The sequence below is a fragment of the Paenibacillus salivarius genome (genome assembly GCF_051307165.1).
Lineage (GTDB): Bacteria > Bacillota > Bacilli > Paenibacillales > Paenibacillaceae > Fontibacillus.
Map to the genome: position 1 here is coordinate 5,092,318 of NZ_CP195592.1, position 24,221 is coordinate 5,116,538.

Genomic DNA, 24,221 nt, shown 5'->3' on the forward strand with positions numbered 1-24,221 from the left:
CATCCAATGACAAATTAATTATTTACCCGCTAGTGGGCCGAGCTAATCACCTCCCGTTTGGGCGGGCTTTTTTTCTTATACTTGATTTTCGTCGCTTCCCCTCCCCGAAGGTGTCTGATCGACTTATGGTATTCGAGAATGTGCTTGACCTGGTCCGCAAGCTCCGGATTGATCTCCGGCAGACGCTCGGTTAAATCCTTGTGCACCGTACTTTTCGATACGCCGAATTCCTTGGCTATGGTCCGAACCGTATGCCGAGTTTCCACGATGCATCGACCAATTTTTATCGTCCGTTCCTTGATGTAATCGTGCACGCTCCCGCCTCCCTACTCGAGATAGTTTGGTACATTATATGAGGGGCGTGCCCATATATTCTTTGTTTCCAAGCCTGACAAGCCCGGGCGCGGCCAATTATTTTCCGTTTTATGAAAAAAGGACCGCCCAAGTCTTGTCAGACTTGAAGCGGCCCCATTTTCGGATCGGCCTATTCTTGTTTCGGAAGAACCGTGACCGGATTGATCAGTTCGCCGTTTTCGTACACCGCGAAGTGAACGTGGTTGCCGAGATCCTTTTCCATCTCATTGCGTCCGGCGGAGCCGATCACATCGCCTTGTTTCACTTCGGCATTCATTTTGACCTTCACGTCGGCCAAACTTTCGTAAACCGTCTTCAGGTTGTTGGCATGGGTAATTTCCACGACAGAACCGAACAGCGGAACTTCATCGACCCGGGTTACTTTACCGGCCATCGCGGCTGTTACTTCAAACGACTCGCTGTCCTTCCGGGCCAGGTCGATGCCTGTATTCGGATAGTACGTGTCGTTGTGTACCACCAACGCGGCTTCATGATCCTCCGCGCTCGCCTCGTTATCATAGAAAGGCTTGACGACGGAAACATCGGCCATTTTGGCGACCGGCCATGCGAGATCTTCCGCGACAGCGACGGTTTCGGCACCCTTGTCCTTGCCGTTTTCCTTCGCCGCATCCGTACCCGGCTGCTCGGTACCAGACACCTCAACGGATTCCGATACACTGGCAGGCGTGGAATCCATCGGCTTTTTGCTGGCATCCTGGTAGACCCACACCAAGGTTAGTATAATTGCCGCTGCTGCCATGTAAACCGCCGGATAGACCCATCTCTTGGACAATAGTTTCTTCCATGCGGATACCGGAACGGCCGGCTCTCCCATTGCAATTTTAGGAGATTCCTCATGGTGGTTTTGCTTGTTGTTATTCTGATCTTTCATTTGCTCATCACCTCAGTAACCAGTGTTACCGGGGTTTAAGCTTTTATACTTCGGGTATATCATTTTTTCAAAAAAATAAAGAGAGGCTATCTCAATATCTTCGACGCTTGTTGGAAGGAGATTCCCGTATAATAGTGTTTAAGAATTTGCGTGGTCGTGTACCCTTGCTTCGCCATCCCGTTCGCCCCCCACTGGCTCATCCCGACGCCGTGACCAAAGCCGTAAGTAGTGATTTTAACCTGATCTCCAATCCTTTCGATCGTAAACTGGCTTGAACGGAGCCCTAGCTTTTCTCTGATTTCCCTGCCGGTGTATGTTTTACTGCCGATCTCTATCTCTTTCACCCGCCCTCCCGTCGTCCTGGAAAGAATGCGGAAGTTGCCGTTTTCGTCTTCGCCTGCACGTTTCCTTCCGCCTTGCGCCGATACGGGCGTAGCCTGCAGCTTTTGACCGATCCTATCGAATACTTCATTTATAGAAAGAGTCACGGTCTCTTTATTTTTCGGATTGATATCGCTCTCCCAAGGACTGGGAACACTGCGAAGATAGGGAATGCTCAACGACCAGTATTCCTCCGAATTTTCGGTATATCCCCCGCTTGCGGAAAAGAAAGCCGCCGTGATCGGCTTCCCATGATAAGTCATCACGATCCCCTGCGTTTCCCGGACCGCCCGCTCCAGCTTGGAGAGCTGGTCCGTTTTGCCGTTGTCGGCCCACCCGGCCAACGTTTGCCTGGACAGGTAGACCTGGTGCTCTACCGTATCCAATACGTCCGCCTTGCCGCCGGGGATCCCGCTCGTATCGCCCGCCGCCAGACGGCGGACGATAAAGGTGCGGGCCGCGATCGCTTGCGCTTTGAGCGCCTCAAGCTCAAAATCCGCCGGCATCTCGGCGGCAACCACGCCGGTCACGTACTGCTCGAGCGGCACGGTCTCGACGGCCCCGGTGCGCGACAGGTAAACGCGCACCTTGGGCTCGGGCTCGTTCTCCGCGGGAACGAGCCGCTCTTTCGCGCCCGCGGCGGCCCCGGGGGCCGCGGGCTGCTGCAGCTGCGCCGCCGGCACGGCGGGCGGCGCAGGCTGCGGGCCCGCGCGCTGCGCGAGCAGCGCGGGCAGCAGCACCGCGAGCGCCGCCAAGGCCGCCAGGCCGGCGGCGAGCGCCACGCCCCTCCTTCCGCCTCCGCGATGCTTGCGGAAGGAGGGGCGGCCGTAAGCGCCGGGGGCGATGCGCACGCGCACGGGCGCATCGCCCCCGGCTTTGCTCGCTTCCCCCGCACCGCTCACTTTGCCGCCTATAGCTCCGTTTGAAGCTTCCAGGTCGGAGCCATTGCCTTTCCCGACACCCACGCTCACTCTCGCGCTTTCCTTAACCCCAGGTTTTTGCTGCATCCGCGGGATTGCATTCTCTTTTTCCGTCCGCAGCCCGGCCCTATGAACTCCTTGAGTTCCTGAATCTCCGGGGGCTCCTGAAACTCCCGAGGTTCCTGCCGCTCCCCCTTGATTGCCTTCATGCCGCTCCACTCCGCCCGGGCCTACTTTTACCGTAATCCTGCTTTTTGTGCTATCGCGCGCCCCAGCCTCTTTTCCCGGGCTCCATTTCTCGGACATCCGCCATTAACCCCCATCCGGATTCATGCTGCATGACTCTCTACATCCTCTTGCCGACCATTCGAGTCCCTAGCTTCACTGTCAATATATTTAATGCTCGATATACTTATAGATATGAGTTTTGTCCGGCTGGTAGAACCTCCGTTAAATGCCGTCTATCTACCCTAGTCTCCCGAATTTTTTTATCCTTTGATTGAAAGCCTTATATATACGAACAACGTTTGGCCGCATCAAAAAAGCCGCCCCCGGAAATCCGGGACTGACCCCAAAGCGTGAGACAAATTAAAACACCTTCAAGAGAATTAAACCATGTCGTAAGATATGGGGATAACCTTGGAGGTGTTTTTGCATTGGCAACAAGAGTCAGCTACCCATTCGAACTTAAATTGAAAGCCATTGAAATGAGATTAGAAGGAGTTCCGGTTCGTGAGGTCATGGAGCAACTCGGGATACGGAATAAGACACAGCTGAAGGTGTGGATGAAGTGGTACCGGGAAGGTGACGTGCATCGGCTGGAGCAGCCTGTGGGTAAGCAATATAGCTATGGAAAGGGGCCAGAACACTCTTCAGAGTTAGAAAAGCTACAGGCAGAAAACCGATTTTTAAAGCAGCAGTTGGACCTGCTAAAAAAGTACATGGAGTTGGAAAGGAGGTGGAACCAGAAGTCGTTGTTGCTTGGATCGAGTCTATTCGAGAAGAAGTCACGGTGACGCAGGCTTGTGCGTGGCTTGGCATTGCAAGAGCCACCTATTATCGCTGGAAAGCAACTATGGAGGCAAAATGTCCAGAACCAACGGTGGAGAAAATCCGGGAACTTTGCATTCAACATAAATTTCGATATGGTTACCGGAAGATTACGGCATTACTTCGGATGGAATGTAAGATTAACCATAAACGCGTGCAGCGGATTATGCAGCGAGAGGGGCTCCAATGTCGTGTCAAAGTGAAGAAACGCAAACCTACAGGGCAGCCAGCTTACATCGCAGAACACTTGTTAAAGCGTCAGTTTCAGGCCGATGTCCCCATGCAAAAACTCGTAACAGACATTACGTATTTGCCGTTTGGCGGAAAAACATTGTACCTGTCGAGTATTTTGGACTTGTTTAATGGAGAGATTGTGGCTTACAGTATAGCAGACAAGCAAGACACGACTCTTGTTCTAGACACGTTAAACCAATTACCAGCTGTACCGGGTATGATGCTCCATAGCGATCAAGGCAGCGTTTATACGTCTCAGGCTTATCAGGCGGCTATAAAAGGAAAAGGCATTACCATGAGCATGTCCCGCAAGGGAACGCCCGCTGATAATGCCCCCATCGAATCGTTTCATTCCACACTAAAGTCTGAAACGTTCTATCTCGAAGGTTTAACCTGTACGACGACGGCAATCGTCGAACAGACCGTTCGAGACTACATTACTTACTATAACTCAATTCGCATTCAAACAAAACTAAACAACCAGTCACCGGTTCATTTCCGGCAACTGGCTGCTTAGACTTGTAAGGTGTTTTGATCCCTGTCTCACAAACGGGGGTCAGTCCCATCCGGGTAACGGCTTCTTTGTGTTGCTTATTCGTCATTCTATTTCCGCGCTAGGACAATTTCACCAGGCTGTAGTTTTTCTTACCTTTACGGATAATGATGAAACGTCCTCCGATCGCTTGATCGGCGTTGATCTCGAATTCCAACTCGTTGATACGTTCGCCGTTTACCGAGATCGCGCCTTTCGTAATATCCTCGCGCGCCTGGCGTTTGGACGGCTCGATGCCCAGCTCGACCAGCCAATCCACGATGTTCTTCGCTTCCGACGTGGCTTCGAAGGTCGGCATTTCTTTAAAGCCCTGCTCGATCTCCTCGGCGGTCAACGATTTGATATCGCCGGTGAACAAGGCAGCCGTAATCCGCTTCGCCTGTTCCAGCAACTCCTCGCTATGAACGAACCGGGTCATTTCCTCGGCAAGCTTCTTTTGCGCTTCGCGTTTATGCGGCTCGGTCTCTACCTTTTCCGCGAGTTCTTCAATTTCCTCTTTGGACAGGAACGTGAAGTATTTCAAGTATTTGACGACATCGCGATCATCGGTATTGGCCCAGAACTGGTAAAATTCGAACGGCGTCGTTTTGTTCGGATCCAACCAGATGGCTCCCCCAGCCGTTTTGCCGAATTTCGTACCGTCGGCTTTCAGCATCAGCGGAATGGTGAGGCCAAACGCTTTCGCCTCCGACCCTTCCTTCTTACGGATAAGATCCAAGCCGCTCGTAATATTGCCCCATTGATCCGAGCCCCCGATTTGCAGCTGCACATCCTCATGCTGATATAAATGAAGGAAGTCGAGAGACTGAAGGATTTGGTACGAAAATTCCGTGAACGAAATTCCCGTTTCAAGCCTGCTGGACACGACATCCTTGGCAAGCATCGCATTGATGCTGAAGTTTTTCCCGTAATCCCGCAAGAACTCGATCACATTGATTTTGTGCGTCCAGTCGTAGTTGTTTACAAGCCGGACCTGGTTGTCGCCTTCCGTGACGAACAGCTTTTTCATTTGCGCCGTCAACGCTTCGACGTTGGCCTGAACCTGCTCCAGCGTTTGCAGCGAACGCTCGGTTTGGCGGCCGCTCGGATCGCCGATCGTGCCGGTAGCCCCGCCGATCAAAATAACCGGGCGATGGCCGGCAAGCTGAAACCGTTTCAGCACCATGAAAGGAATCAAGTGCCCGATATGCATGCTGTCGCCGGTCGGATCGACGCCGCAGTATAAAGAGACGGATTTCTGATTGGTCAGCTCGCGAAGGCCCTCGGCGTCCGTTTGCTGGTTAATGGCTTCCCGCCATTCGAGTTCATCGATAATATTCATTTTTTGCATGGTGTTCCACTCCTTCAAATCATGGTTTGAACCTCGGTATTTTTTAAGCGGATAACAAAAAAGTCCCCAGTCTAATGACTAGGGACGATTATTCACCGCGTTACCACCCAAGTTGCACCGAATCAAGCTTCCATACTCCGCTCTATCCGATACCTCTCCCGGCGATTATCGTTCACCGTTACCGCCCGGCATTACCCGGGATACTCCAGAGTGTAATTCGCATGCTTATTGTGTATCGGGTTTCATCACCCCCGACTTTCTGGAACAGGGAATAAGCCGCTACTGATCTCCTTCAACGTATATCATTTATGAAATTAACGACAGTATATTGAAAAACAGGAGCAAAGTCAACCGTGAAGATAAGGCAATCTTCTCGGTGTATGTACATAGCCCTACAAGCTGTACGTTCTACAACATTTTTCCCATCTATGAACTACCTTGCTCCACGATGCTGTAGTTTATACAACATTTTAGAACAGAATAAACCGAAATAAGGATGAAATGGGCTCAAATGCTGGACACAGTACAATATATTCAGCCTTCACTCTTCTTCCATAACCAAAATGTTGTATAAAATGCACCCTTAGACTCCCCGACCCCTCCTCCCATGAAAAAGAGATCTCATCCCGTTTACAGCAAAAAAGCCACACCCCAAAGGACGTAGCCATTTTTTTCGAATTTATGGGTCGGTATTACTTTACGCCAAGGAAGGCTGAATTTTAAGAATCGGCCGATCCCCTTGAATCGCCGCAGGCGCTTTACCCGCCTGAGGAGCCGCTTCCTTGTTCTCGGTAATACGCCAGATGTCGGCGCCCAGTCCGGCCAGCTTTTCGGCCAGATTGACATAGCCGCGATCGATATGATGCGTACCGCTTACCTCAGTCGTACCGTCCGCAACGAGACCCGCAATAATCAGCGCGGCACCCGCTCTCAAATCGGTCGCACACACTTTGGCTCCGCTCAATTTGGTTCCGCCGGTCACGATCGATGTCCGGCCTTCGACTTTGATTTCCGCATTCATCAGGCGGAATTGGTCGACATGCATAAAGCGATTTTCAAAAATCGTTTCCGTCACAACGCTGGTGCCTTCCGATACGAGCAGGAGAGCCATCATTTGCGATTGCATGTCTGTCGGGAATCCTGGATACGGCAATGTTTTGACATCAACCGCCTTTAACGGTTTATCCGCGATAACCCGCACTCCGTTTTCATGTACTTCCACCTGTACGCCCATCTCTTCCAGCTTGGAAATGATCGGGCCCAAATGATCGGCAATAGCCCCTTCCACGAATACGTTGCCGCCGGTCATGGCTGCAGCGATCATGAAAGTCCCGGCTTCGATACGGTCCGGAATTACGGTATGTTCCACTCCGTGGAGCTTCTCTACGCCTTCGATGCGAATGATGCCTGTTCCCGCTCCCCGGACAATCGCTCCCATCCCGTTGAGGAAATTGGCCAAATCCACGATTTCCGGCTCTTTGGCCGCATTCTCAATGATTGTCGTCCCTTCGGCCAAGGTGGCGGCCATCATAATATTTTCCGTTGCCCCTACACTCGCTACGTCCAAATAGACTTTTGCTCCGCGTAGGCGGCCTTGTGATTTGGCTTCGATGAAGCCTTGACCCAAATTGATTTCCGCCCCCATCGCCTCAAAACCTTTAAGATGCTGATCGATCGGTCTTGTACCAATCGCGCAGCCTCCCGGCAACGAGATCCGTGTATATCCCGTTCGGGTCAACAAAGGACCCATGACAAGAAAAGACGCCCGCATTTTCCGTACCCATTCGTACGGCGCTTCACAGGAAGCGATGGTCCGCGCATCGACCGTAATCGTTTCACGGTCATATGTAACTGCCGCTCCCAGCGATTCCAAAACTTTATTAATAGTCATTACATCATCCAATGGAGGTGCGTCATGAATAACGCTTACGCCTTCCTCTCCCAATAAGGATGCTGCAATGATTGGCAGCACTGAATTTTTAGCTCCGCTCACTTTAACGTTCCCGGCCAAAACATTGCCACCGCGGACGATAAATTTGCTCATCTTGGTTCCCTCCGCGCGTTCATTTTCACCATTTCCCCCAAATTTCATCATATCATCGGTCATTTATGGCGCACAAGGCTCTAAACATGTCGAAATGTCGAGGAATAACGAGGAAACGGCGCTCTTTTCAAGCCAGGGCCTTCCTAACGTAGCATAGTCCTTATCCAACATTGTTGACACTTGTGTTTGATGTTATTCGACATTTTCCTTGTCCGCTTAGCCTAAAACACTTATAACCAAAGACTTATTAATTAAAACAATCAGAACATGTACCGCAGCATTTGCGTGTATCCCCAATACTCCAGGATAAAGGCCGCAACAAACCTTCCAAGAACAACAGCGAGCAGCAGTTGAAGCAGCTTGCCCTGAGGTCCTTTTGGATGACGGATAAACAAATCCAGCTTGAGGTTTTGCAGCGCCCACCAGGATAAGGCGATACATGCCAGCGATACGAGAATCGATGCAAGGCCGTTCACCCCGATCGATGAAGATACCGACTCGACCGAATTCACATGAACTTCCTCCCTGTCACGTTATATTTATGCTAACGACTCGCAATCGGTTAATATAACGTCCATAAATATATCGGTTCATTTTAGGAAAAAATAAAGCCTTATATATCATACTTGCCAGCGTGAGAATAATCCAGTCCTTCTTTCGCCTGCAAGGGTTTCCATTATTAACAAGTTCGACATTTCCAAATTCATCTATTGTAAAATTCATGTTAAATCGTCTTTAATATGTTCTTTGCGGGTTTCCGTAATTCCTGCCAAAGATTTTTGTCGAAATTAGTCGGGTGAACAAGTGGTATATTTTGTAATAAATTAAGTTTTTGACACTTCAAATCGTTACCGAAATTCTCCTAAAAAAGCAATTTTGCAACTATTGATTCAGGAGCCGGGACCTATGTTCTTTCTTCATCCCTGTTCCACTTTCAATGGTATGCGGGACCTCTGACCTCTGGTCAGCCATCGCATCCACTCGGGTGTTCACCGAACAAATAAAAACCGGCACCCACAAAGGATGCCGGTCTGCTTATTGATGTGCTACTCCTTAGAGCGGCTCGAAACATTAATACGCGTAATGGCTCTTTGCAGCGCCAATTCCGCGCGGCGATGGTCGATCCGGTCCTGACCGGATGCGGACAATCTGCGTTCGGCACGTTCCCGGGCCGCGATTGCACGTTCTACGTCGATCTCCTGCGGAAGCTCGGCACTTTCCGCGAGGACGATCACTTTATCGCCTTGAACCTCGACAAATCCGCCGTGAACGGCTATCGTCTGCGACTTGCCGCCGGATTTGACCACAAGCGGAGCGACCTGCAAAGGGGTCACGAACGGAATATGGCCCGGCAGGATACCGAGGTCACCCTCCAATCCGCGAACGCTCAGGCCCTCTACCTCCTGAGAAAATACGACATGCTCCGGTGTGACGATTTCCAATAAAAAGGTGCTCACTTTCATCCCTCCTGTTCGCGGCACGTTCATTTCTGAAGCAACCGCATTAACGGCGCGGTATTACAGCGTCTTAGCCTTTTCCACGGCTTCTTCGATCGTGCCGACAAAAAGGAATGCCGCTTCCGGAAGATCATCGTGTTTACCATCAAGGATTTCCTTGAAGCTGCGAACCGTTTCGGCAATCGGTACGAACTTGCCTTGAATGCCGGTGAACTGCTCGGCCACGAAGAACGGCTGCGACAGGAAGCGTTCAATCTTCCGGGCGCGGGCCACGAGCAGCTTGTCATCTTCGGACAATTCGTCCATACCGAGGATGGCGATAATATCCTGAAGCTCTTTATAACGAGCCAAAAGTTGTTTTACGCCTTGAGCAACATTGTAATGTTCCTCACCGACGATTTCCGGTGTCAAAATCCGGGAGCTGGATGCCAACGGATCCACCGCAGGGAAAATCCCCTTCTCGGAAATTTTACGTTCCAGGTTCGTCGTTGCGTCAAGGTGAGCAAACGTCGTGGCAGGAGCCGGGTCGGTATAGTCATCCGCAGGCACGTAAATGGCCTGGATCGACGTAACGGAACCTTTTTTCGTCGACGTAATCCGTTCTTGAAGCTGACCCATTTCCGTAGCAAGCGTCGGCTGGTAACCTACCGCGGACGGCATACGTCCGAGCAAGGCCGATACTTCCGAACCCGCTTGAGTAAAGCGGAAAATGTTATCGATAAACAAAAGTACGTCGCGGCCTTCTTGATCGCGGAAATATTCCGCCATCGTCAGACCCGTCAAAGCTACACGCAAACGAGCACCCGGAGGTTCGTTCATTTGTCCGAACACCATCGCCGTCTTTTCGATAACGCCGGATTCGGTCATTTCCATGTACAAGTCGTTACCTTCACGGGTACGTTCACCGACACCCGCAAATACGGAAATACCGCCGTGTTCTTGAGCGATGTTACGAATCAATTCCTGGATCGTAACGGTTTTACCTACGCCGGCACCGCCAAACAGACCGATTTTGCCGCCCTTGGCATACGGAGCCAGCAAATCGATAACCTTGATCCCGGTTTCGAGAATTTCCGATTGTGTCGACAAATCCTCGAATTTCGGCGGTTCGCGGTGGATCGGATTGCGAAGGCCTCCCTCAATTTGGCCCTTATTGTCGATAGCTTCACCAAGCACGTTAAATACGCGGCTAAGTGTCGCTTCCCCTACCGGTACGGAAATCGGAGCGCCCAAATCCACGGCTTCCGTTCCGCGTACCAAACCGTCCGTCGAGGACATGGCGATACAGCGAACCATGTTGTCGCCCAGATGATTGGACGCTTCCAGCATCAGCTCTCCCGAACCATCCTGCGCGTCTTGTTTCACAATTTTAATAGCGTTAAAAATTTCCGGGAGCTGACCGCGGTCAAACTCGATATCAACAACCGGACCCATTACGCTAACAACGCGTCCCTTGCTCATCTATGTTCCCTCCTAAAACTGTCATCTTAACCCGTTTCCTGATTAGCCTTGCGCATTCGCTCCGGCGACAATTTCCGTAATTTCCTGGGTAATAGCCGCCTGACGCGCACGGTTGTAAGTCAGGGTCAGTTCATTGATCATTTTCGTCGCATTTTTCGTCGCGCTGCCCATTGCCGTCATTTTTGCCCCGAGTTCACTCGCTTTTCCTTCCAAAAGCGCGCTAAAAATCAAGGTTTCCGCATATTTCGGCAGCAACACTTCCAGTACGCCTTCCGGAGAAGGCTCATACTCATACTCGGCAGTTACGCCATGATGCTCCACATTGTCGAATGGAAGCAGGCGTTCGACTGTCGGTCTCTGGGTAATCGCGTTAATGAATTTACTGTAGCAAACGTAAATTTCATCGAACTGTTCCGATTCGAAGCCTTGCACAGCGGCATAAGTCAGCGATTTAATATCGGCGAATTTGGGTGTGTCGGACAAATCGGTGACGGCTTGAACGACCGGAAGCCCGCGGCGGGTAAAATAGTCGCGGCCTTTGCGGCCGATCACGAACAAACCGTACTCTTCCGCGGAAGCATGCTTTTCTTTGATCGTATCCATCACGCTACGGAGCATGTTCGCGTTATAGCCGCCCACGAGACCGCCGTCGGAAGTAATCACGATATACGCAGTACGTTTCACCGGGCGCGAGACCAACATCGGGTGGGAGACATCGTTCGAACCGGCCGCAATGCTGGAAACCACTTCCTTCAGCTTTTCCACATAAGGACGTGACGCCTGCGCCTTCTCCTGCGCCTTTCTCAGCTTGGCCGAAGCCACCATCTCCATCGCTTTCGTGATTTGACGGGTATTCTGAACGCTTTTGATCTGGCGCTTAATTTCGCGCATCCCTTTTGCCATGATTTCACCACCTTCAAGTTTTGGCGAAGCCAAAACTACTTCGTAAGCAATCAGCTTAACTTTGGCAAGGCCAAAGTTACTTCATTAAGCATATTCAATCACAAACCGGCGTTCCGGCGGTAAGCCAGAGCCGGTTTATGAATCCATTCCACAAGGTTAATTAATATTATACGGAAGCCGCAAAGCCCTTTTTGAACTTTTCGATGACTTCTTTGAGTTTCGTCTCGTTGTCCGAGGTCAGATCCTTCGTATCGCGGATCGACTGCAGCACGTCATCATGATTATTCTTCACGAAAGACAGGAACTCGGATTCGAAACGGCGCACGTCGCCAAGCGCGATATCGTCGAGGTAACCTTTGACCGCCGTATAAAGGCTGACAACTTGTTCCTCAACCGCAAGCGGCTGGTTAACGCCTTGCTTCAGAATTTCCATCATCCGGGAACCGCGGGTCAGACGGGCTTGCGTCGACTTGTCGAGGTCGGAACCGAATTGGGAGAACGCTTGAAGCTCACGATATTGGGCAAGGTCCAGACGGAGTGTACCGGCAACCTTTTTCATCGCCTTGATTTGGGCGGAGCCCCCTACCCGGGATACGGAAATACCGACGTTGACCGCCGGACGTTGGCCGGAGTAGAAAAGATCGGATTCAAGGAAAATCTGACCGTCCGTAATCGAAATTACGTTGGTCGGAATATATGCGGATACGTCCGATGCTTGAGTCTCGATAAACGGAAGCGCGGTAATGGATCCGCCGCCGAGTTCATCGCTCAGCTTCGCTGCACGTTCCAAAAGGCGGGAGTGCAGATAGAATACGTCACCCGGATATGCTTCGCGGCCCGGAGGACGGCGGAGCAGCAAGGACAATTCGCGGTAAGCCGCCGCTTGTTTGGACAAATCGTCATAAATAATAAGGACGTGCTCGCCTTTGTACATGAAGTACTCGGCCATGGCAACACCGGCATAAGGCGCGATGTAAAGAAGCGGCGACGGTTCCGAAGCGGATGCCGTCACGACGATCGTGTAATCCAGCGCTCCGTGGCGACGCAGCGTTTCCACCACGTTAACGACCGTGGATTGCTTTTGGCCGATCGCGACGTAAATACATTTCACGCCATTTCCTTTTTGGTTGATGATCGTGTCGATCGCGATCGCCGTTTTACCGGTTTGGCGGTCGCCAATGATAAGTTCCCGTTGGCCGCGGCCGATCGGAACCATCGAGTCGATGGCCTTGATCCCGGTTTGCATCGGTTCATGAACCGATTTCCGGTCGATAACGCCTGGAGCATTGTTTTCAACCGGACGGAATTCCGTCGTGGCGATAGGGCCTTTGCCGTCGACCGGTTGGCCGAGCGGATTGACTACGCGGCCCAGCAGCGCTTCGCCTACCGGTACCTGCATAATTTGCCCCGTACGTTTCACTTGGTTTCCTTCGCGAATTTCACTGTATGGCCCCAGAATAACGACACCGACGTTGCTTTCTTCCAGGTTCAGCGCAAGACCAAATACGCCATTTTCAAACTCGAGCAGTTCGTTAGCCATGGCGTTCTCAAGTCCGTGGACACGGGCGATACCGTCGCCAACTTGAATAACGGTGCCGACTTCGGCCACTTCAATTTCCGATTTATATTGTTCGATCTGACTTTTAATCAGTGAACTGATTTCCTCAGGTCTGATACTCAAGTGTTTCACCCCTATCTACAGTGCTTGTCTTCGAAAAGACTTTTCAAGACGTTCCAGCTTGCCGGACAAACTTCCGTCATACAGCGTATCGCCGATTCTGACTTTCATTCCGCCTAACAGGCTTTTGTCGACCACATTTTGAACGCGGATCTTCTTGTTTACCAGCTGACCGAACTCGGCCTCGACCTGCTGCTTTTCGCTGTCGCTAAGCGGGTAAGTCGAGTATACGGTTGCGTTTGCAAGTCCAAGAGCTTCCCCGGAAATGCGGATATATCCTTCCAACAGTTCCGGCAGCAATTCCGTACGTCCCCGTTCCACGAGCAGTTTCATCAGGGAAACGACGGGTTTGGACAATTTGCCTTCAATCGCACGGGAAATGAGCTCCCATTTCTTTTCCGCCGAAATTTTCGGAGAAGCGATAAACGCGGCGACTTCATCGCCGGCTTTAAACGCCTCGGACAATGCGGACAGCTCATTTTCCACTTCCAGCGTACGGCCTTCCTGGGCGGCAATTTCATACAGCGCTTTGGCGTACCGTTTGGCTGCTACGATCTCGCGACTCATGAGCGGCCACCGACCTCTTTAAGATACTGGTCAACCAGTTCGCCTTGGACCTTGTCTTCGCCGACTTCTTTCTCGATCAGCTTGGAAGCGATCTTCACGGACACGGCGCCAACTTCGCTGCGAAGCTGTTCCACTGCTCTGTTTTTCTCGCTTTGGATGTCGCGGACCGCTTCGTCTTTCATGCGAGTCGCTTCGTCCTTCGCTTGTTGAAGCAATTGCGCAGCTTGCTTGCTGCTCGTTTGCTTGGATTGCTCGATAATTTCATAGGCTTCTTTGCGCGCTTCCTGCAGAGCCGATCTTTGCTCTTCTACGAAAGCTGCAGCCTGTTCACGGGTTTGAGCGGCTTCGCTAAGCTGCTGCTGCACAAGCTCCCGGCGCTTTTCCATCACGTTGAACAACGGACCGAAAGCGTATTTATTCAGCAAAAAGTATAAAATCCCGATCGCGATCAACGCGATGACGGTGTTTTCCCATACGATTTCCAAAACTTGGTCACTCCTTTCCGAAGCCTTTCCTCATATGCGTTCTTCGCCCGCAAGGGCTAAAAAGAAGGCGCGGACGGCTGTGGCCTTCCCCGCCAGATCTCTTGAAAAATGAATTAAGCTTTACCAAAGAACATGAACGCAAGAACGACACCGATAATCGGAAGTACTTCGATCAAACCTACGCCGATAAACATTGTAGTTTGCAGAGTGGATTTTGCTTCAGGCTGACGAGCCATCCCTTCAACCGTTTTGCTGATAACCATACCGTTACCCAGCGCTGCGCCGAATGCGCCCAAACCTGCTACGATAGCTGCTGCCAATAATGCCATTGCTCCCATTTGTATATCCTCCTTAAAATTAAAAATTCATTTTGTATGTTCAATCATGGTGAAGCTTTGACTTCACTCTTTGATTGGAAACTAATGCTCGTGTTCATCATGAGTTTCAAGGTTTTGCGAGATGTATACCATCATCAAGATAACGAATACGAATGCCTGGATCGCACCGACGAAAATACTGAAACCATCCCAAACCATCAGCAGCGGCACCGAGAAAATAGCTCCCACAACGCTTGCTTTCGCTAATGTCATAATGGTAGAGATCAACACTTCGCCCGCGAAAATATTCGCATAAAGACGAACGCCGTGCGTGAGCAGCTTGGAAAGCTGTTCGATAATGTTAATCGGTAAGAAGAACGGGTAAGGCTGGACGTAATGCTTGAGATAGTTCTTCGTATTTTTGAAGAGTCCCAGTCCATGGGACAACAAGAATACGAGAAGTGCCAATCCCATCGTTACGCTAAGGTCAGCCGTCGGCGATTTCCACCAAGCCACCTCGGCGTGCGCTTCCTCTCCCGGGTGCTTCTCATGCTGCTCGTGCAAAACTTCGGTGACCGTGATAATTTCTTTACCGAAAATTTTGGCTTTCTCAGGGTCATGATACTCGGTGACAACCCCGAAAAGAAGGCCGAGCATGTTCGCGACGAAGATGAACATAATCATCGTCATGGCGAGAGAAAGAAACGGCTTCCCTTTTTTCCAATCCATCGTGCTGGAGATCAAGTTCCGGACAAATTCCGTCGCCCACTCCATGAAATTCTGGAGCTTCCCTGGATTTTCCACCGATAGATTCCGAGTAGCCAGCTTGGCGACGATGAAGACGATCGCGCAGGTGACCACCAGCATCAGGATGATGGATAAATCGAGACGAAAACCGCCCAGATCAATGATCGGAGCTTCATGCATATGTTCTCACCCCCATTCTCAAGTTGAATGTCCTACTCTTGTTTGCGAGAAAGCCGAATGCCAGTAAACAGTAGATAAAATTGCGCAAAAACGAGACCTCCAGCAACCGCATACATATTTAAAAATTGCGGGTTTTTCATGGCGGCGAAGACCGCCAGAATCGCTAGAGCCGTACGGGTCAAAAACCCCAGGTTTAATCGTTTGGAGCTGCCGTTCAGGGCCGCATCCGACACTTGTTGCACTTTCCGGCCCAAGTATAGCGCATTCACCGTGCTTACCGCGGAGCCAAACGCGACACCCAGAAAGATGCTTTGATATTCCTGCAGCAAAGCACCGCCCAGAAAACAGAGCATCAGGAAAACCAGGGTTCCGACTGTCAAAGCACGGCGGTATTTCGACAGTTCATCCATCTTTTCCCCCCATGACTGACTTAATCAGAGCGATAATACCGAGTATTCCGGCGGCGAGGCCGACCAGGACGCCAAGGCCGATGCCAAGGCCGTTCCCGAACCATTGCCGGTCCAGCCAGGAACCAAGATAAAACCCTCCGACTGCGCATACGGCGAGGTTTGTCCCCAGAGCCGTCACCAATGCGACCGCTCTCAAGGCATTGCCATTCTTGTCAGGCTTTGTCGGATCATCCATTCCTATCACCCTAATAATCCCAATTTATTGTACTAATTGTGAAGAGTTTTTGTCAATTGAGGTTTTTTAGTGATTTAAAGTTGTGAAATGTTAAATTCGACCTTGAATATCCTGATGTTAATGTATACACCGTACAGTAATACTGTATACTTTTTCGGGCTCTGGAGCAAAACCTATTTTGCCTACTTTGTGAACTTTCTGTGAAATTGCTCAGGACGAGCAGAAATAATTCCGAAATGGTGACGTAATGCATTGACAATTCTTTCCGATGCCCTTCCATCTCCGTACGGGTTAGCGGCCCGACTCATAGAATTATAAAGCTCTTTGTCACTGAGCAGCGCCTTTGTCCGCTCATATACCATCTCCTCATCCGTGCCGACGAGTTCCAGCGTTCCCGCTTCGATGCCTTCCGGACGCTCCGTGGTATCACGCAGCACAAGGACCGGTACGCCAAAAGATGGCGCCTCTTCCTGTAATCCTCCGGAATCGGTGAGAATCAGATGCGTATGCGGATAAAAATTGTGCAAATCCACCACATCCAACGGCTCGATCAATTTAATACGGGGATGATTTCCCAAAGTTTCATACGCCGGTTCTTTTACCGCCGGGCTTGGGTGAACAGGGTAAACAATAGCCACATCCTCAAATTCATCCGCGATTCTTCTGACGGCGCGGAAGATGTTCATATGAGGCTCTCCTTGCGATTCCCGGCGGTGCGCGGTCATAAGAATAAGCCGCTTTCCGGCGGCCCATTCCAGCACGGAATTGTTGTAATTCGGCTGTACAGTATATTGAAACACATCCGTAACCGTATTGCCTGTGATATATATACTAGACTCGGACTTGTTCTCCTTGCGCAAATTGCCCGCCGACCATTCCGTAGGCGCAAAATGCAGATCCGCAAGCACGCCGGTCAACTGCCGGTTCATCTCTTCCGGATAAGGGGACATTTTATTCCATGTACGCAATCCCGCTTCCACATGACCGACCTTGATCTGCTGCAGGAAAGCGGCGTAACTGGCGAGGAAAGTCGTCAGGGTATCCCCGTGCACAAGCACGATGTCCGGCTTTGCTTCCTTTAGCACCTTTTCCAAGCCTTCAAGCACGCGGATCGTAATTTCATTCAGACTTTGGCTTGGCTTCATCACATTGAGATCATAGTCCGGCACGATCTTGAACACGTCCAGCACCTGATCCAGCATCTCGCGATGCTGGGCGGTCACGCAGACCACGGATTCAATGTCCTCAGGGTGCTTTTGGAGTTCCAGAATGAGCGGTGCCATCTTGATCGCTTCCGGTCTGACGCCGAAAACCGTCATCACCTTAATTTTTGACATGGATGAACTCCTCTCTTCCTGTATGGGATCCTATTTCGTACCGTATAACCGGTCACCGGCGTCGCCAAGGCCCGGAATGATGTACCCATGTTCATCCAAGCGCTCGTCCAAAGCGGCGACATAAATATCCACATCCGGATGGGCGTCTTGAACCGCTTTAACGCCTTCCGGAGCCGCGATCAGATTCATCATTTTGATTTGCGTACAGCCGCGTTTCTTCAACGCTTCGATTGCGGCGATGGCGGATCCGCCGGTCGCCAGCATCGGATCGATGACGATCAGCTCGCGCTCCTGCACGTCCGTAGGCAATTTGATATAGTATTCGACAGGCTGAAGGGTATTCGGGTCACGGAACAGGCCCACATGCCCTACCTTCGCGGCTGGAAGCAGTTTAAGAACGCCGTCCAGCATTCCAAGCCCGGCCCGCAGGATCGGAATCAATCCCAACATGCGTCCGGAAATGACCTTGGATTCCGCCTCGGCCACCGGCGTTTGCACCGTGATCGATTCGAGAGGCACTTCCCTTGTAATCTCATAAGCCATCAGCGTAGCCACTTCATCCACCAGCTCGCGAAAATCTTTCGTGTTTGTCCGCATATCGCGAATAAATGTCAGTTTGTGTTGAATTAAAGGGTGATCACATATCACCAATTTTCCCATGGTTCGTCCCTCCGGTATTATTGCACTCAGTCTTCACTTGCGGCGGCATTCTCATTCCTGATTGTCCCACAAATCTCGTTTATTATATCACTGTCTTTTTCCAATTACCACGAACCATATCCCGGTAGCGCCCTTGTTCCGCTGGACGACACAATTGCCTACAATTGAATAATGTTGATGCTTTGCGACACATCTTTTCACATTTCTTTAAAAAAAGCGCTTCTTCCTTAAAGAAGCGCCTTCATCTTTTAATTTCAGGCCTTTGGGCCCAATACTATTTGTTCAATTTCGCTCAGTCCCCACCCTTGAATGCCGTCAATCGCTTTAACCAGCATTTGGAATCACCTCAGAACTCGCCGTTTCTTCTCCATTTACGAGTTTGACGAGTTTTCAGGCCTCCTGAATTCATTTCTTCTCCTGTCCCTTAGAGAGTTCCACCTGCCCGCGCTGCTCTATGGAGGCCATCACCTCGTCCACGGTTTTCACGCCTGCGATCAGCGAAGCCACTTCCTGATTAATGATATTCCTTAAACTAAACCCTTTCGGAACTTTGGTGTAGTCGATCGTACTCCGGTCCAAGTTTGGTTTCTGGTTGTAAAAGGCTTCGATCCGCTTGCCTTCCGGGTTGTAGTTATAGTCTGTACGCGTCTGCAGGCTCAGTCCGGCCGTCTTCGATTTCACCTTGGCCAATTCCTCGCTGTTCATGAACTTAACCAACTCCCAGGCCGCTTGTTTTTGGTCCGAGTCTGCGCTAACGGTGAGAATGTCCGTGAAAAAATAAGTGGATGAAAGCTCGCGATTGGCCGAATCCGAAGGGGCCGAAGCCAATTCCCAATCCAATTGAAACTGACTGCCCAGATCTTCCTTGGCCCAATTGATTTCATTATTTATGTAGTAAGAGTAATCATAGGCCATGGCACTGGTCTTATTAATGAACGGATCGTATTGTTGCGAACCTGCCGAAGGTGACACGACCGCCCCTGACTTATATGCATCAAGCACCGTCTCAAATACGTCCTTGTACGCTTCCGTATTGATCGTCATCTGCAATTTAGCGGTATTATAAGCGCTCAAGTTACGGCTCGAGGCGAGTTCGCTTACCAGAAACTCATAGTCGCGAATATATAAGCCGTGTATGCCTTCATCTGCCGGAAAACGTTTGGCCAATTCAAGGATCTCTTCCCATGTCATCTGATCCTTCGGATAAGGGATATTGAAGCGGTCGAACAACTCCTTGTTGTAATAAATCGCCTTATTATAAAAGGTCGGAGGTAAACCATACAGCTTGCCTCCGCCCCTTTGCCTGATAAAATCGATGATTCCGGAATGCATCCCATCCAAATGAAATGCGTCATTGGTAATGACGGTGTTCAGATCATACAGCTTGTCGTCCGCGATCAATTGTTCATAGACCGGAAGATCGAGCGCCAAAACATCGGGTTTCTCGCTTTCCCACCACGACTCATCTATTCCCCCTTGGGGCGACGGGATGACGGTGATTTCAATATTGGGATATTTGGCGTTAAACAAGTCACCGTAATCCTTTCTGAACCACTCTTCCCCGGCGGGATACATCACTCGAAGCATAGCCTTCATTTCAGGATCCGCCTGAAATTGTATGGTTTCCTGGCTTTTTGAACAGGCCGCGACGAAGGACGTAACAAAAAGGAACAGTATGACAGCAACCCCTAACTTCATTCTATATTGCACCTGATCACCCCCCTTCTTTTATATTCATTTTTCATCCAGTAACTTCTGTCCCCGTTCCTGCATTGAGGCAATCGCCTCGTCCAAGGTCTTTGCGCCGACCATTACGGCTTTAGCTTCGGAACTTATGATTTCCTTCATACGGGTATGGAAGCCCTCTGGGCCGTTATCATAATCGATTCGAGTGGGATTCACATCTGGTTTTAGGCTATAGAATGCTTCCATATGCCTTCCTTCAGGGTTGTAGATGTAGTCTGTTCTCGTAGGTAGAGCAAATCCATTTGTTTTTGATTTGGCTTTTGCGAATTGTTCGCTATTAACAAACTTAACGAATTCCCATGCCGCTTGCTTTTGCGACGAATCTGCATGAATCGAAAAAATAGCGACAATGTTAAAATAAGGCGATGTTTCGCGGTTGGCCACATTCACCGGAGCCGTTGCTACATCCCAGTTTAAGTGAAGCTTTTCTCCATTTCCCGATTTGGCAGAATTTATGTTGTGGTTAATGTAATAGTAATAGTCCACAGTCATTGCACTAGCGCCTGTTATAAAAGGATCGTAGACTTCAAAAAGATCAACTTCAGGCAGCACAACTGCCTTTGCTTCGTACGCATCGAGAATGGACTGAAATATATTTTTATAGGAAGCCGTATTTAATGTTACCTTCTGATCTTTGACATTGACCTTATTTAACCCGTAACAGCGAGCCATATCTTCGGATAATGAGTAAAAATCTCACATAAACAATCCGCTAACTCCGTCACCTGTCGGAAAACGTGCAGCTAATTGAAAAACCTCTTCCCATGTCATTCGATCCGGAGGATATGGAATGCCGTATTTGTCGAACAAGTCTTTATTGTAAAATAAAGCTTTCGTGAGGAACACGGAAGGGAGCCCGTATAATTTCCCGTTGCCAATGTTTCTAAGGGAGTCGACAATTCCCTGATGAACTCCCTCGAGGTTAAAGGCATCTGTGTTCATTAATGCATCTAGGTCATATAGCTTGCTCTCATGTAGAAGTTCTTCATATACATTCTGCGAGGTGAGGAAGATATCGGGCTTTTCTTGTTTTAATACATCCTGGAGATTGTTTTCTTGAAAAGAAACTACATCTAGTTCAATATTCGGGTACTTCGCGTTAAACAAGTCGCCGTAATCCCGCATGAAATCGTCTTTACTATCGACCGTCATGATTTTCAGATTGGCATGAATCTGCGGGTCGCCTTCGTACTCGATAGTTTCTTTGCCAGATGAGCAGGATATAAGCTGAGATAAAACGATCATTCCTGCCAACACGGCTGTTACTCGAGTTTTCATTCCTAGCCCCCTATCACTTCTGCTCCAGCAGCCGCTGCCCCCGCTCCTCCATGGAAGCCATCGCTTCTTCAAGAGTTTTGGCGCCGACCATTACGGCTTTAACTTCGGAACTAATGATCCCTTTCAAATTCGAATAAGTTCTTGGTGGAAGCAGATCATAATCTACAAAACTATACGGATTTACGTCGGGCTTCAAGTTATAAAAAGCTTCCATTCGTTTACCCTCCGGGTTGGGAATGGCATTCGTCCGCGTAAACAAAGCGAGGTAAGAGAGGGATTTTGAATTCACCCTGGCCAACTCTTCACTGCTGGCGAATTTAATGTATTCCCATGCCGCTTGTTTGTGCTCCGAATCCGCATTGATTGCTAAAATACCGCTGATTAGAAAATAAGGGGACGTATCACGGCTTGATTCCTCGACCGGTCCTGAGGCTAAATCCCAGTTCAATTTAAACTTGCTCCCCTGCTCCGCTTTGGCCCAATTGATATTGTTTTTAATGTAATAGTTATAATCCATGGTCATGGCACTTTTACCTGTAACAAAGGGATCATAGACTTCAAATGGATCCAGTTCCGGAAATGTGGCAGCCTTCGATTCATGAGCATCCAAAATCAATTCAAATATCTCTTTGTAGGATGCCGTGTTCAACGTTACCTTCATTTCTTTCGTATTAATGGGGTTTACTCCCCGGCTCCAGGCCAAATCTTCTACCATAGAAGACAAAGTCTTATAAAACCCGTACACTCCGTCTTCTGCCGGAAACCGCTCCGCCAGTTGAAAGAGCTCCTCCCATGTCATACCATCTTGTGGATAGGGAATGCCGTACTTATCAAACAAATCCTTATTATAATAAACCGCCTTATTCATGAATTCAGTGGGGAGTCCGTATAGTTTCCCGTTTCCGATTTGTCGTAAATAATTGACGATTTCCGGGTGGATTCCCTCAAGTTGGAACGCATCATTAGTAAACAGGGCATCCAGGTCATAAACTTGGTTCTTTTGCAAATATTCCTTGTACTCCTCAAGTGAAAGCATAAAAAGATCCGGTTTTTCTTCCTTAATGACCTTGTCGACATTGTCTGGTGTATACCGGACTAATTGAATTTCAATATTCGGATATTTTACTTTGAATAAATCCCCATACTTCTCCATGAAATATCGTTCATCGGTAATCGTCAGCACTTTCAAGGTAGAAGTCATTTCCGGGTCGCCTTCATATTTAATCGTTTCTTTATTAGGCGAACAGGCTACGAAAACTAGAGACCATACCATAACAGCCAATATCACTTTTATTCTTAACTTCATAAAAATCCCCCCATGACGATTCACTGCCGATGTTAATTAGCTGTTCACATGGTGTTTTTGCAGTAGATCGAATTTATTTTTCGACTTCAATTGATTTACCATCTGTTCAATAGAAGCAACCAAGTATCCAGCCTCCTCCAGCGTAATCGTCTCATGGAAGCTGAGTCTGATACTGCCGGAAGAAATCATCTCATCCTGCGTCATGGCCATGAGTACCCGGCTTTGCTTGGCCTTTGAAGAACAAGCGGATTGTGACGAGACGATGATTCCTTGTTTGGCAAGCATGCTGATCATCATCGCCGAGGTGATCCCTCTCCCCTGATATGAAAAATTAATGATATGCGGGGAAGAGAGTGGGGGAACCGGGCTATTTATGACTACCTCGGGAATCGCCGCCAATCTGGAATAGACCAGATCATGCAGCGTCATCAGAACCTTGAACTTGTCTTGCTGTTCCTCAAGCGAGGCCGCGATGGCTTCGGCAAAACTTAACACGGCGGGAACGTTTGTAGTCCCCGGTCTTAATCCCTGTTCCTGCTCCCCGCCGTACATCAGCGGGTCCATCTCAATATGCTCTTTGGCGACAAGCAATCCAATGCCTTTGGGTCCCCCGATTTTATGTCCAGACACGGTATATAAGTCGATATGCTCTAATTCAACTTGTAATTTGCCAAACCCCTGCACCCCATCCACATGAAAAAGAATATGCGGCTCCGACTTCAGCACCCCCGCAATTTCATCAATCGGCTGCACGGCTCCTGTTTCATTATTTACATGCATCACGCTCACCAGGATCGTGTTGTCTTGCAGTAACGCCCTCACGGAAGCCGAACTTACGATCCCGCTCCGATTGACGGGTAAGAAGGACACCTCCACCCCTTCCATCGCCAGTTGTTTGCCGCATTGGTAAACGGAAGAATGCTCGATTTCGGATAAAATAATATGGGGAGTCCGCCCCGTCCGCTTCATCCAGGCCCTGACCACGCCTAAAATCGCAAGGTTATTGCTCTCCGTGGCCCCGGACGTGAAAATAACTTCCGTAGCTTTGACTTGGAGCAGGCGGGCTATTTGCTCTCTGGAGTCCTCCACCCGGAGACTGGCCTCAAACCCCATTTCATGCATGGATGACGGATTGGCATAACATTGCTTTGCCGAGTCCAACAACGTCTGAAACGCCCGGGGATGCAGAGGCGTGGATGCGCAATAATCGAAATATAGGAAGTTCATCATTTCCTCCTGACAACATTTCTTAAGACATTTAAGAGAGTGCCCCCTGCACGCTTTCCGGCCAATTCCAGCAACTCGGTCGAGGTATAAACCGGCCCTTTGCCGAAAATCCGCTGATTCTCATCAACGACCAAACCAAAGGGGTGGGAACGAATGAGAAAGTCCTGTTCCATTTGCTCCGGAGAGAGCGAAACGATCGGCCACTTCCGCTGAAAGAATTCATCCAGCTCTTTATGATCCTCATCGCTCCCCGCCGAAAATAGAATCAAGCGGGCATGGGCATGCGGCAGTTGTATTTGCTGAATTTCGGGCACCAACTCCATGCACCGGACGCAGTGCATTGAAATAAACAGCAATACTTTCCTCTCCGGAATGGAATGCAAATTCAAAGTATGACCGCTCTGATCTATATACATTTTATCCGGGAGAAAGCTCCCGAGGTCCGGACCATTTTCCGTAATCATGTCCC

The 24,221-nt window shown here is 49.7% G+C and carries 23 protein-coding genes, 1 pseudogene and 1 other annotated feature; of the genes and pseudogenes, 1 reads left to right on the forward strand and 23 read right to left on the reverse strand.

Features of this window, described 5'->3' with window-relative positions:
• Positions 1 to 29: 29 nt before the first annotated feature.
• The 3 genes from spoIIID to spoIID all read right to left on the reverse strand — a co-directional run bounded on the left by spoIIID (position 30) and on the right by spoIID (position 2,853).
• A complete protein-coding gene (spoIIID, locus tag ACSFXJ_RS23640) occupies positions 30 to 314 on the reverse strand; it encodes a sporulation transcriptional regulator SpoIIID (protein WP_435922754.1) in 285 nt (94 codons plus the stop codon).
• Positions 315 to 484: 170 nt separating this feature from the next.
• On the reverse strand, positions 485 to 1,246 hold the full coding sequence (locus ACSFXJ_RS23645) for a peptidoglycan DD-metalloendopeptidase family protein (protein WP_435922755.1): 762 nt from the start codon (positions 1,244 to 1,246) through the stop codon (positions 485 to 487).
• A gap of 86 nt (positions 1,247 to 1,332) precedes the next feature.
• Complete coding sequence (spoIID, locus tag ACSFXJ_RS23650) at positions 1,333 to 2,853, reverse strand: stage II sporulation protein D (protein WP_435922756.1); 1,521 nt, start codon at positions 2,851 to 2,853, stop codon at positions 1,333 to 1,335.
• 350 nt (positions 2,854 to 3,203) lie between these two features.
• Between spoIID and ACSFXJ_RS23655 the strand changes: the two genes are divergently transcribed.
• Positions 3,204 to 4,348, forward strand: a protein-coding gene (locus tag ACSFXJ_RS23655) for an IS3 family transposase (RefSeq protein ID WP_435921293.1) whose coding sequence is annotated in 2 segments (ribosomal slippage) — positions 3,204 to 3,477 and positions 3,477 to 4,348 — 1,146 coding nt in all. Because the reading frame shifts where the segments join, the coding sequence is not laid out codon by codon here.
• A gap of 97 nt (positions 4,349 to 4,445) precedes the next feature.
• On the opposite strand, the gene tyrS is transcribed toward ACSFXJ_RS23655, so the two are convergent.
• The 20 genes and pseudogenes from tyrS to ACSFXJ_RS23755 all read right to left on the reverse strand — a co-directional run bounded on the left by tyrS (position 4,446) and on the right by ACSFXJ_RS23755 (position 24,216).
• Positions 4,446 to 5,705 carry a tyrosine--tRNA ligase gene (gene tyrS / locus ACSFXJ_RS23660; protein ID WP_435925842.1) on the reverse strand — a complete coding sequence of 420 codons (1,260 nt, stop codon included), beginning with the start codon at positions 5,703 to 5,705 and terminating at the stop codon, positions 4,446 to 4,448.
• 86 nt (positions 5,706 to 5,791) lie between these two features.
• Positions 5,792 to 6,019, reverse strand: a binding site (T-box leader).
• A 392-nt stretch (positions 6,020 to 6,411) separates the two neighbouring features.
• Positions 6,412 to 7,758 carry a UDP-N-acetylglucosamine 1-carboxyvinyltransferase gene (murA, locus tag ACSFXJ_RS23665; protein WP_435922757.1) on the reverse strand — a complete coding sequence of 449 codons (1,347 nt, stop codon included), beginning with the start codon at positions 7,756 to 7,758 and terminating at the stop codon, positions 6,412 to 6,414.
• A gap of 260 nt (positions 7,759 to 8,018) precedes the next feature.
• The gene (locus ACSFXJ_RS23670; RefSeq protein WP_435922758.1) at positions 8,019 to 8,270 is read right to left on the reverse strand and encodes a DUF1146 family protein; all 252 of its coding nucleotides are present in this window, start codon (positions 8,268 to 8,270) and stop codon (positions 8,019 to 8,021) included.
• 534 nt (positions 8,271 to 8,804) lie between these two features.
• The gene (locus ACSFXJ_RS23675; protein ID WP_435922759.1) at positions 8,805 to 9,215 is read right to left on the reverse strand and encodes a F0F1 ATP synthase subunit epsilon; all 411 of its coding nucleotides are present in this window, start codon (positions 9,213 to 9,215) and stop codon (positions 8,805 to 8,807) included.
• A 60-nt stretch (positions 9,216 to 9,275) separates the two neighbouring features.
• Positions 9,276 to 10,676 carry a F0F1 ATP synthase subunit beta gene (gene atpD / locus ACSFXJ_RS23680; protein WP_435922760.1) on the reverse strand — a complete coding sequence of 467 codons (1,401 nt, stop codon included), beginning with the start codon at positions 10,674 to 10,676 and terminating at the stop codon, positions 9,276 to 9,278.
• 42 nt (positions 10,677 to 10,718) lie between these two features.
• Positions 10,719 to 11,579, reverse strand: a complete 861-nt coding sequence (atpG, locus tag ACSFXJ_RS23685) for an ATP synthase F1 subunit gamma (protein ID WP_435922761.1) — start codon at positions 11,577 to 11,579, stop codon at positions 10,719 to 10,721.
• 166 nt (positions 11,580 to 11,745) lie between these two features.
• Positions 11,746 to 13,260, reverse strand: a complete 1,515-nt coding sequence (atpA, locus tag ACSFXJ_RS23690; RefSeq protein ID WP_435922762.1) for a F0F1 ATP synthase subunit alpha — start codon at positions 13,258 to 13,260, stop codon at positions 11,746 to 11,748.
• Between the two features lie 15 nt (positions 13,261 to 13,275).
• Positions 13,276 to 13,824: a F0F1 ATP synthase subunit delta gene (locus ACSFXJ_RS23695; RefSeq protein ID WP_435922763.1), complete on the reverse strand. Its 549-nt coding sequence runs from the start codon at positions 13,822 to 13,824 to the stop codon at positions 13,276 to 13,278.
• A complete protein-coding gene (gene atpF / locus ACSFXJ_RS23700) occupies positions 13,821 to 14,309 on the reverse strand; it encodes a F0F1 ATP synthase subunit B (protein WP_435922764.1) in 489 nt (162 codons plus the stop codon). The genes ACSFXJ_RS23695 and atpF overlap by 4 nt, the downstream gene beginning before the upstream one ends.
• A gap of 113 nt (positions 14,310 to 14,422) precedes the next feature.
• Positions 14,423 to 14,647: a F0F1 ATP synthase subunit C gene (atpE, locus tag ACSFXJ_RS23705; protein WP_148452992.1), complete on the reverse strand. Its 225-nt coding sequence runs from the start codon at positions 14,645 to 14,647 to the stop codon at positions 14,423 to 14,425.
• Between the two features lie 81 nt (positions 14,648 to 14,728).
• Positions 14,729 to 15,553, reverse strand: a complete 825-nt coding sequence (atpB, locus tag ACSFXJ_RS23710) for a F0F1 ATP synthase subunit A (protein ID WP_435922765.1) — start codon at positions 15,551 to 15,553, stop codon at positions 14,729 to 14,731.
• 32 nt (positions 15,554 to 15,585) lie between these two features.
• The gene (locus ACSFXJ_RS23715) at positions 15,586 to 15,963 is read right to left on the reverse strand and encodes an ATP synthase subunit I (RefSeq protein WP_435922766.1); all 378 of its coding nucleotides are present in this window, start codon (positions 15,961 to 15,963) and stop codon (positions 15,586 to 15,588) included.
• Positions 15,956 to 16,198, reverse strand: a complete 243-nt coding sequence (locus ACSFXJ_RS23720) for an AtpZ/AtpI family protein (RefSeq protein WP_435922767.1) — start codon at positions 16,196 to 16,198, stop codon at positions 15,956 to 15,958. The genes ACSFXJ_RS23715 and ACSFXJ_RS23720 overlap by 8 nt, the downstream gene beginning before the upstream one ends.
• A 182-nt stretch (positions 16,199 to 16,380) precedes the next feature.
• On the reverse strand, positions 16,381 to 17,535 hold the full coding sequence (gene wecB, locus ACSFXJ_RS23725; RefSeq protein WP_435922768.1) for a non-hydrolyzing UDP-N-acetylglucosamine 2-epimerase: 1,155 nt from the start codon (positions 17,533 to 17,535) through the stop codon (positions 16,381 to 16,383).
• 30 nt (positions 17,536 to 17,565) lie between these two features.
• A complete protein-coding gene (upp, locus tag ACSFXJ_RS23730; RefSeq protein WP_435922769.1) occupies positions 17,566 to 18,195 on the reverse strand; it encodes a uracil phosphoribosyltransferase in 630 nt (209 codons plus the stop codon).
• A 405-nt stretch (positions 18,196 to 18,600) separates the two neighbouring features.
• Entirely contained in the window at positions 18,601 to 19,791 is a 1,191-nt protein-coding gene (locus ACSFXJ_RS23735) for an ABC transporter substrate-binding protein (protein WP_435922770.1), read from the reverse strand.
• Between the two features lie 138 nt (positions 19,792 to 19,929).
• Positions 19,930 to 21,219 (reverse strand): annotated as a pseudogene (locus ACSFXJ_RS23740) (ABC transporter substrate-binding protein).
• A 13-nt stretch (positions 21,220 to 21,232) separates the two neighbouring features.
• Positions 21,233 to 22,525 (reverse strand): ABC transporter substrate-binding protein, encoded by a 1,293-nt coding sequence (locus ACSFXJ_RS23745; RefSeq protein ID WP_435922771.1) that lies wholly within the window; start codon positions 22,523 to 22,525, stop codon positions 21,233 to 21,235.
• Positions 22,526 to 22,561: 36 nt separating this feature from the next.
• Positions 22,562 to 23,755: a cysteine desulfurase family protein gene (locus ACSFXJ_RS23750; protein ID WP_435922772.1), complete on the reverse strand. Its 1,194-nt coding sequence runs from the start codon at positions 23,753 to 23,755 to the stop codon at positions 22,562 to 22,564.
• Complete coding sequence (locus tag ACSFXJ_RS23755) at positions 23,752 to 24,216, reverse strand: peroxiredoxin family protein (protein WP_435922773.1); 465 nt, start codon at positions 24,214 to 24,216, stop codon at positions 23,752 to 23,754. The genes ACSFXJ_RS23750 and ACSFXJ_RS23755 overlap by 4 nt, the downstream gene beginning before the upstream one ends.
• Positions 24,217 to 24,221: the final 5 nt, after the last annotated feature.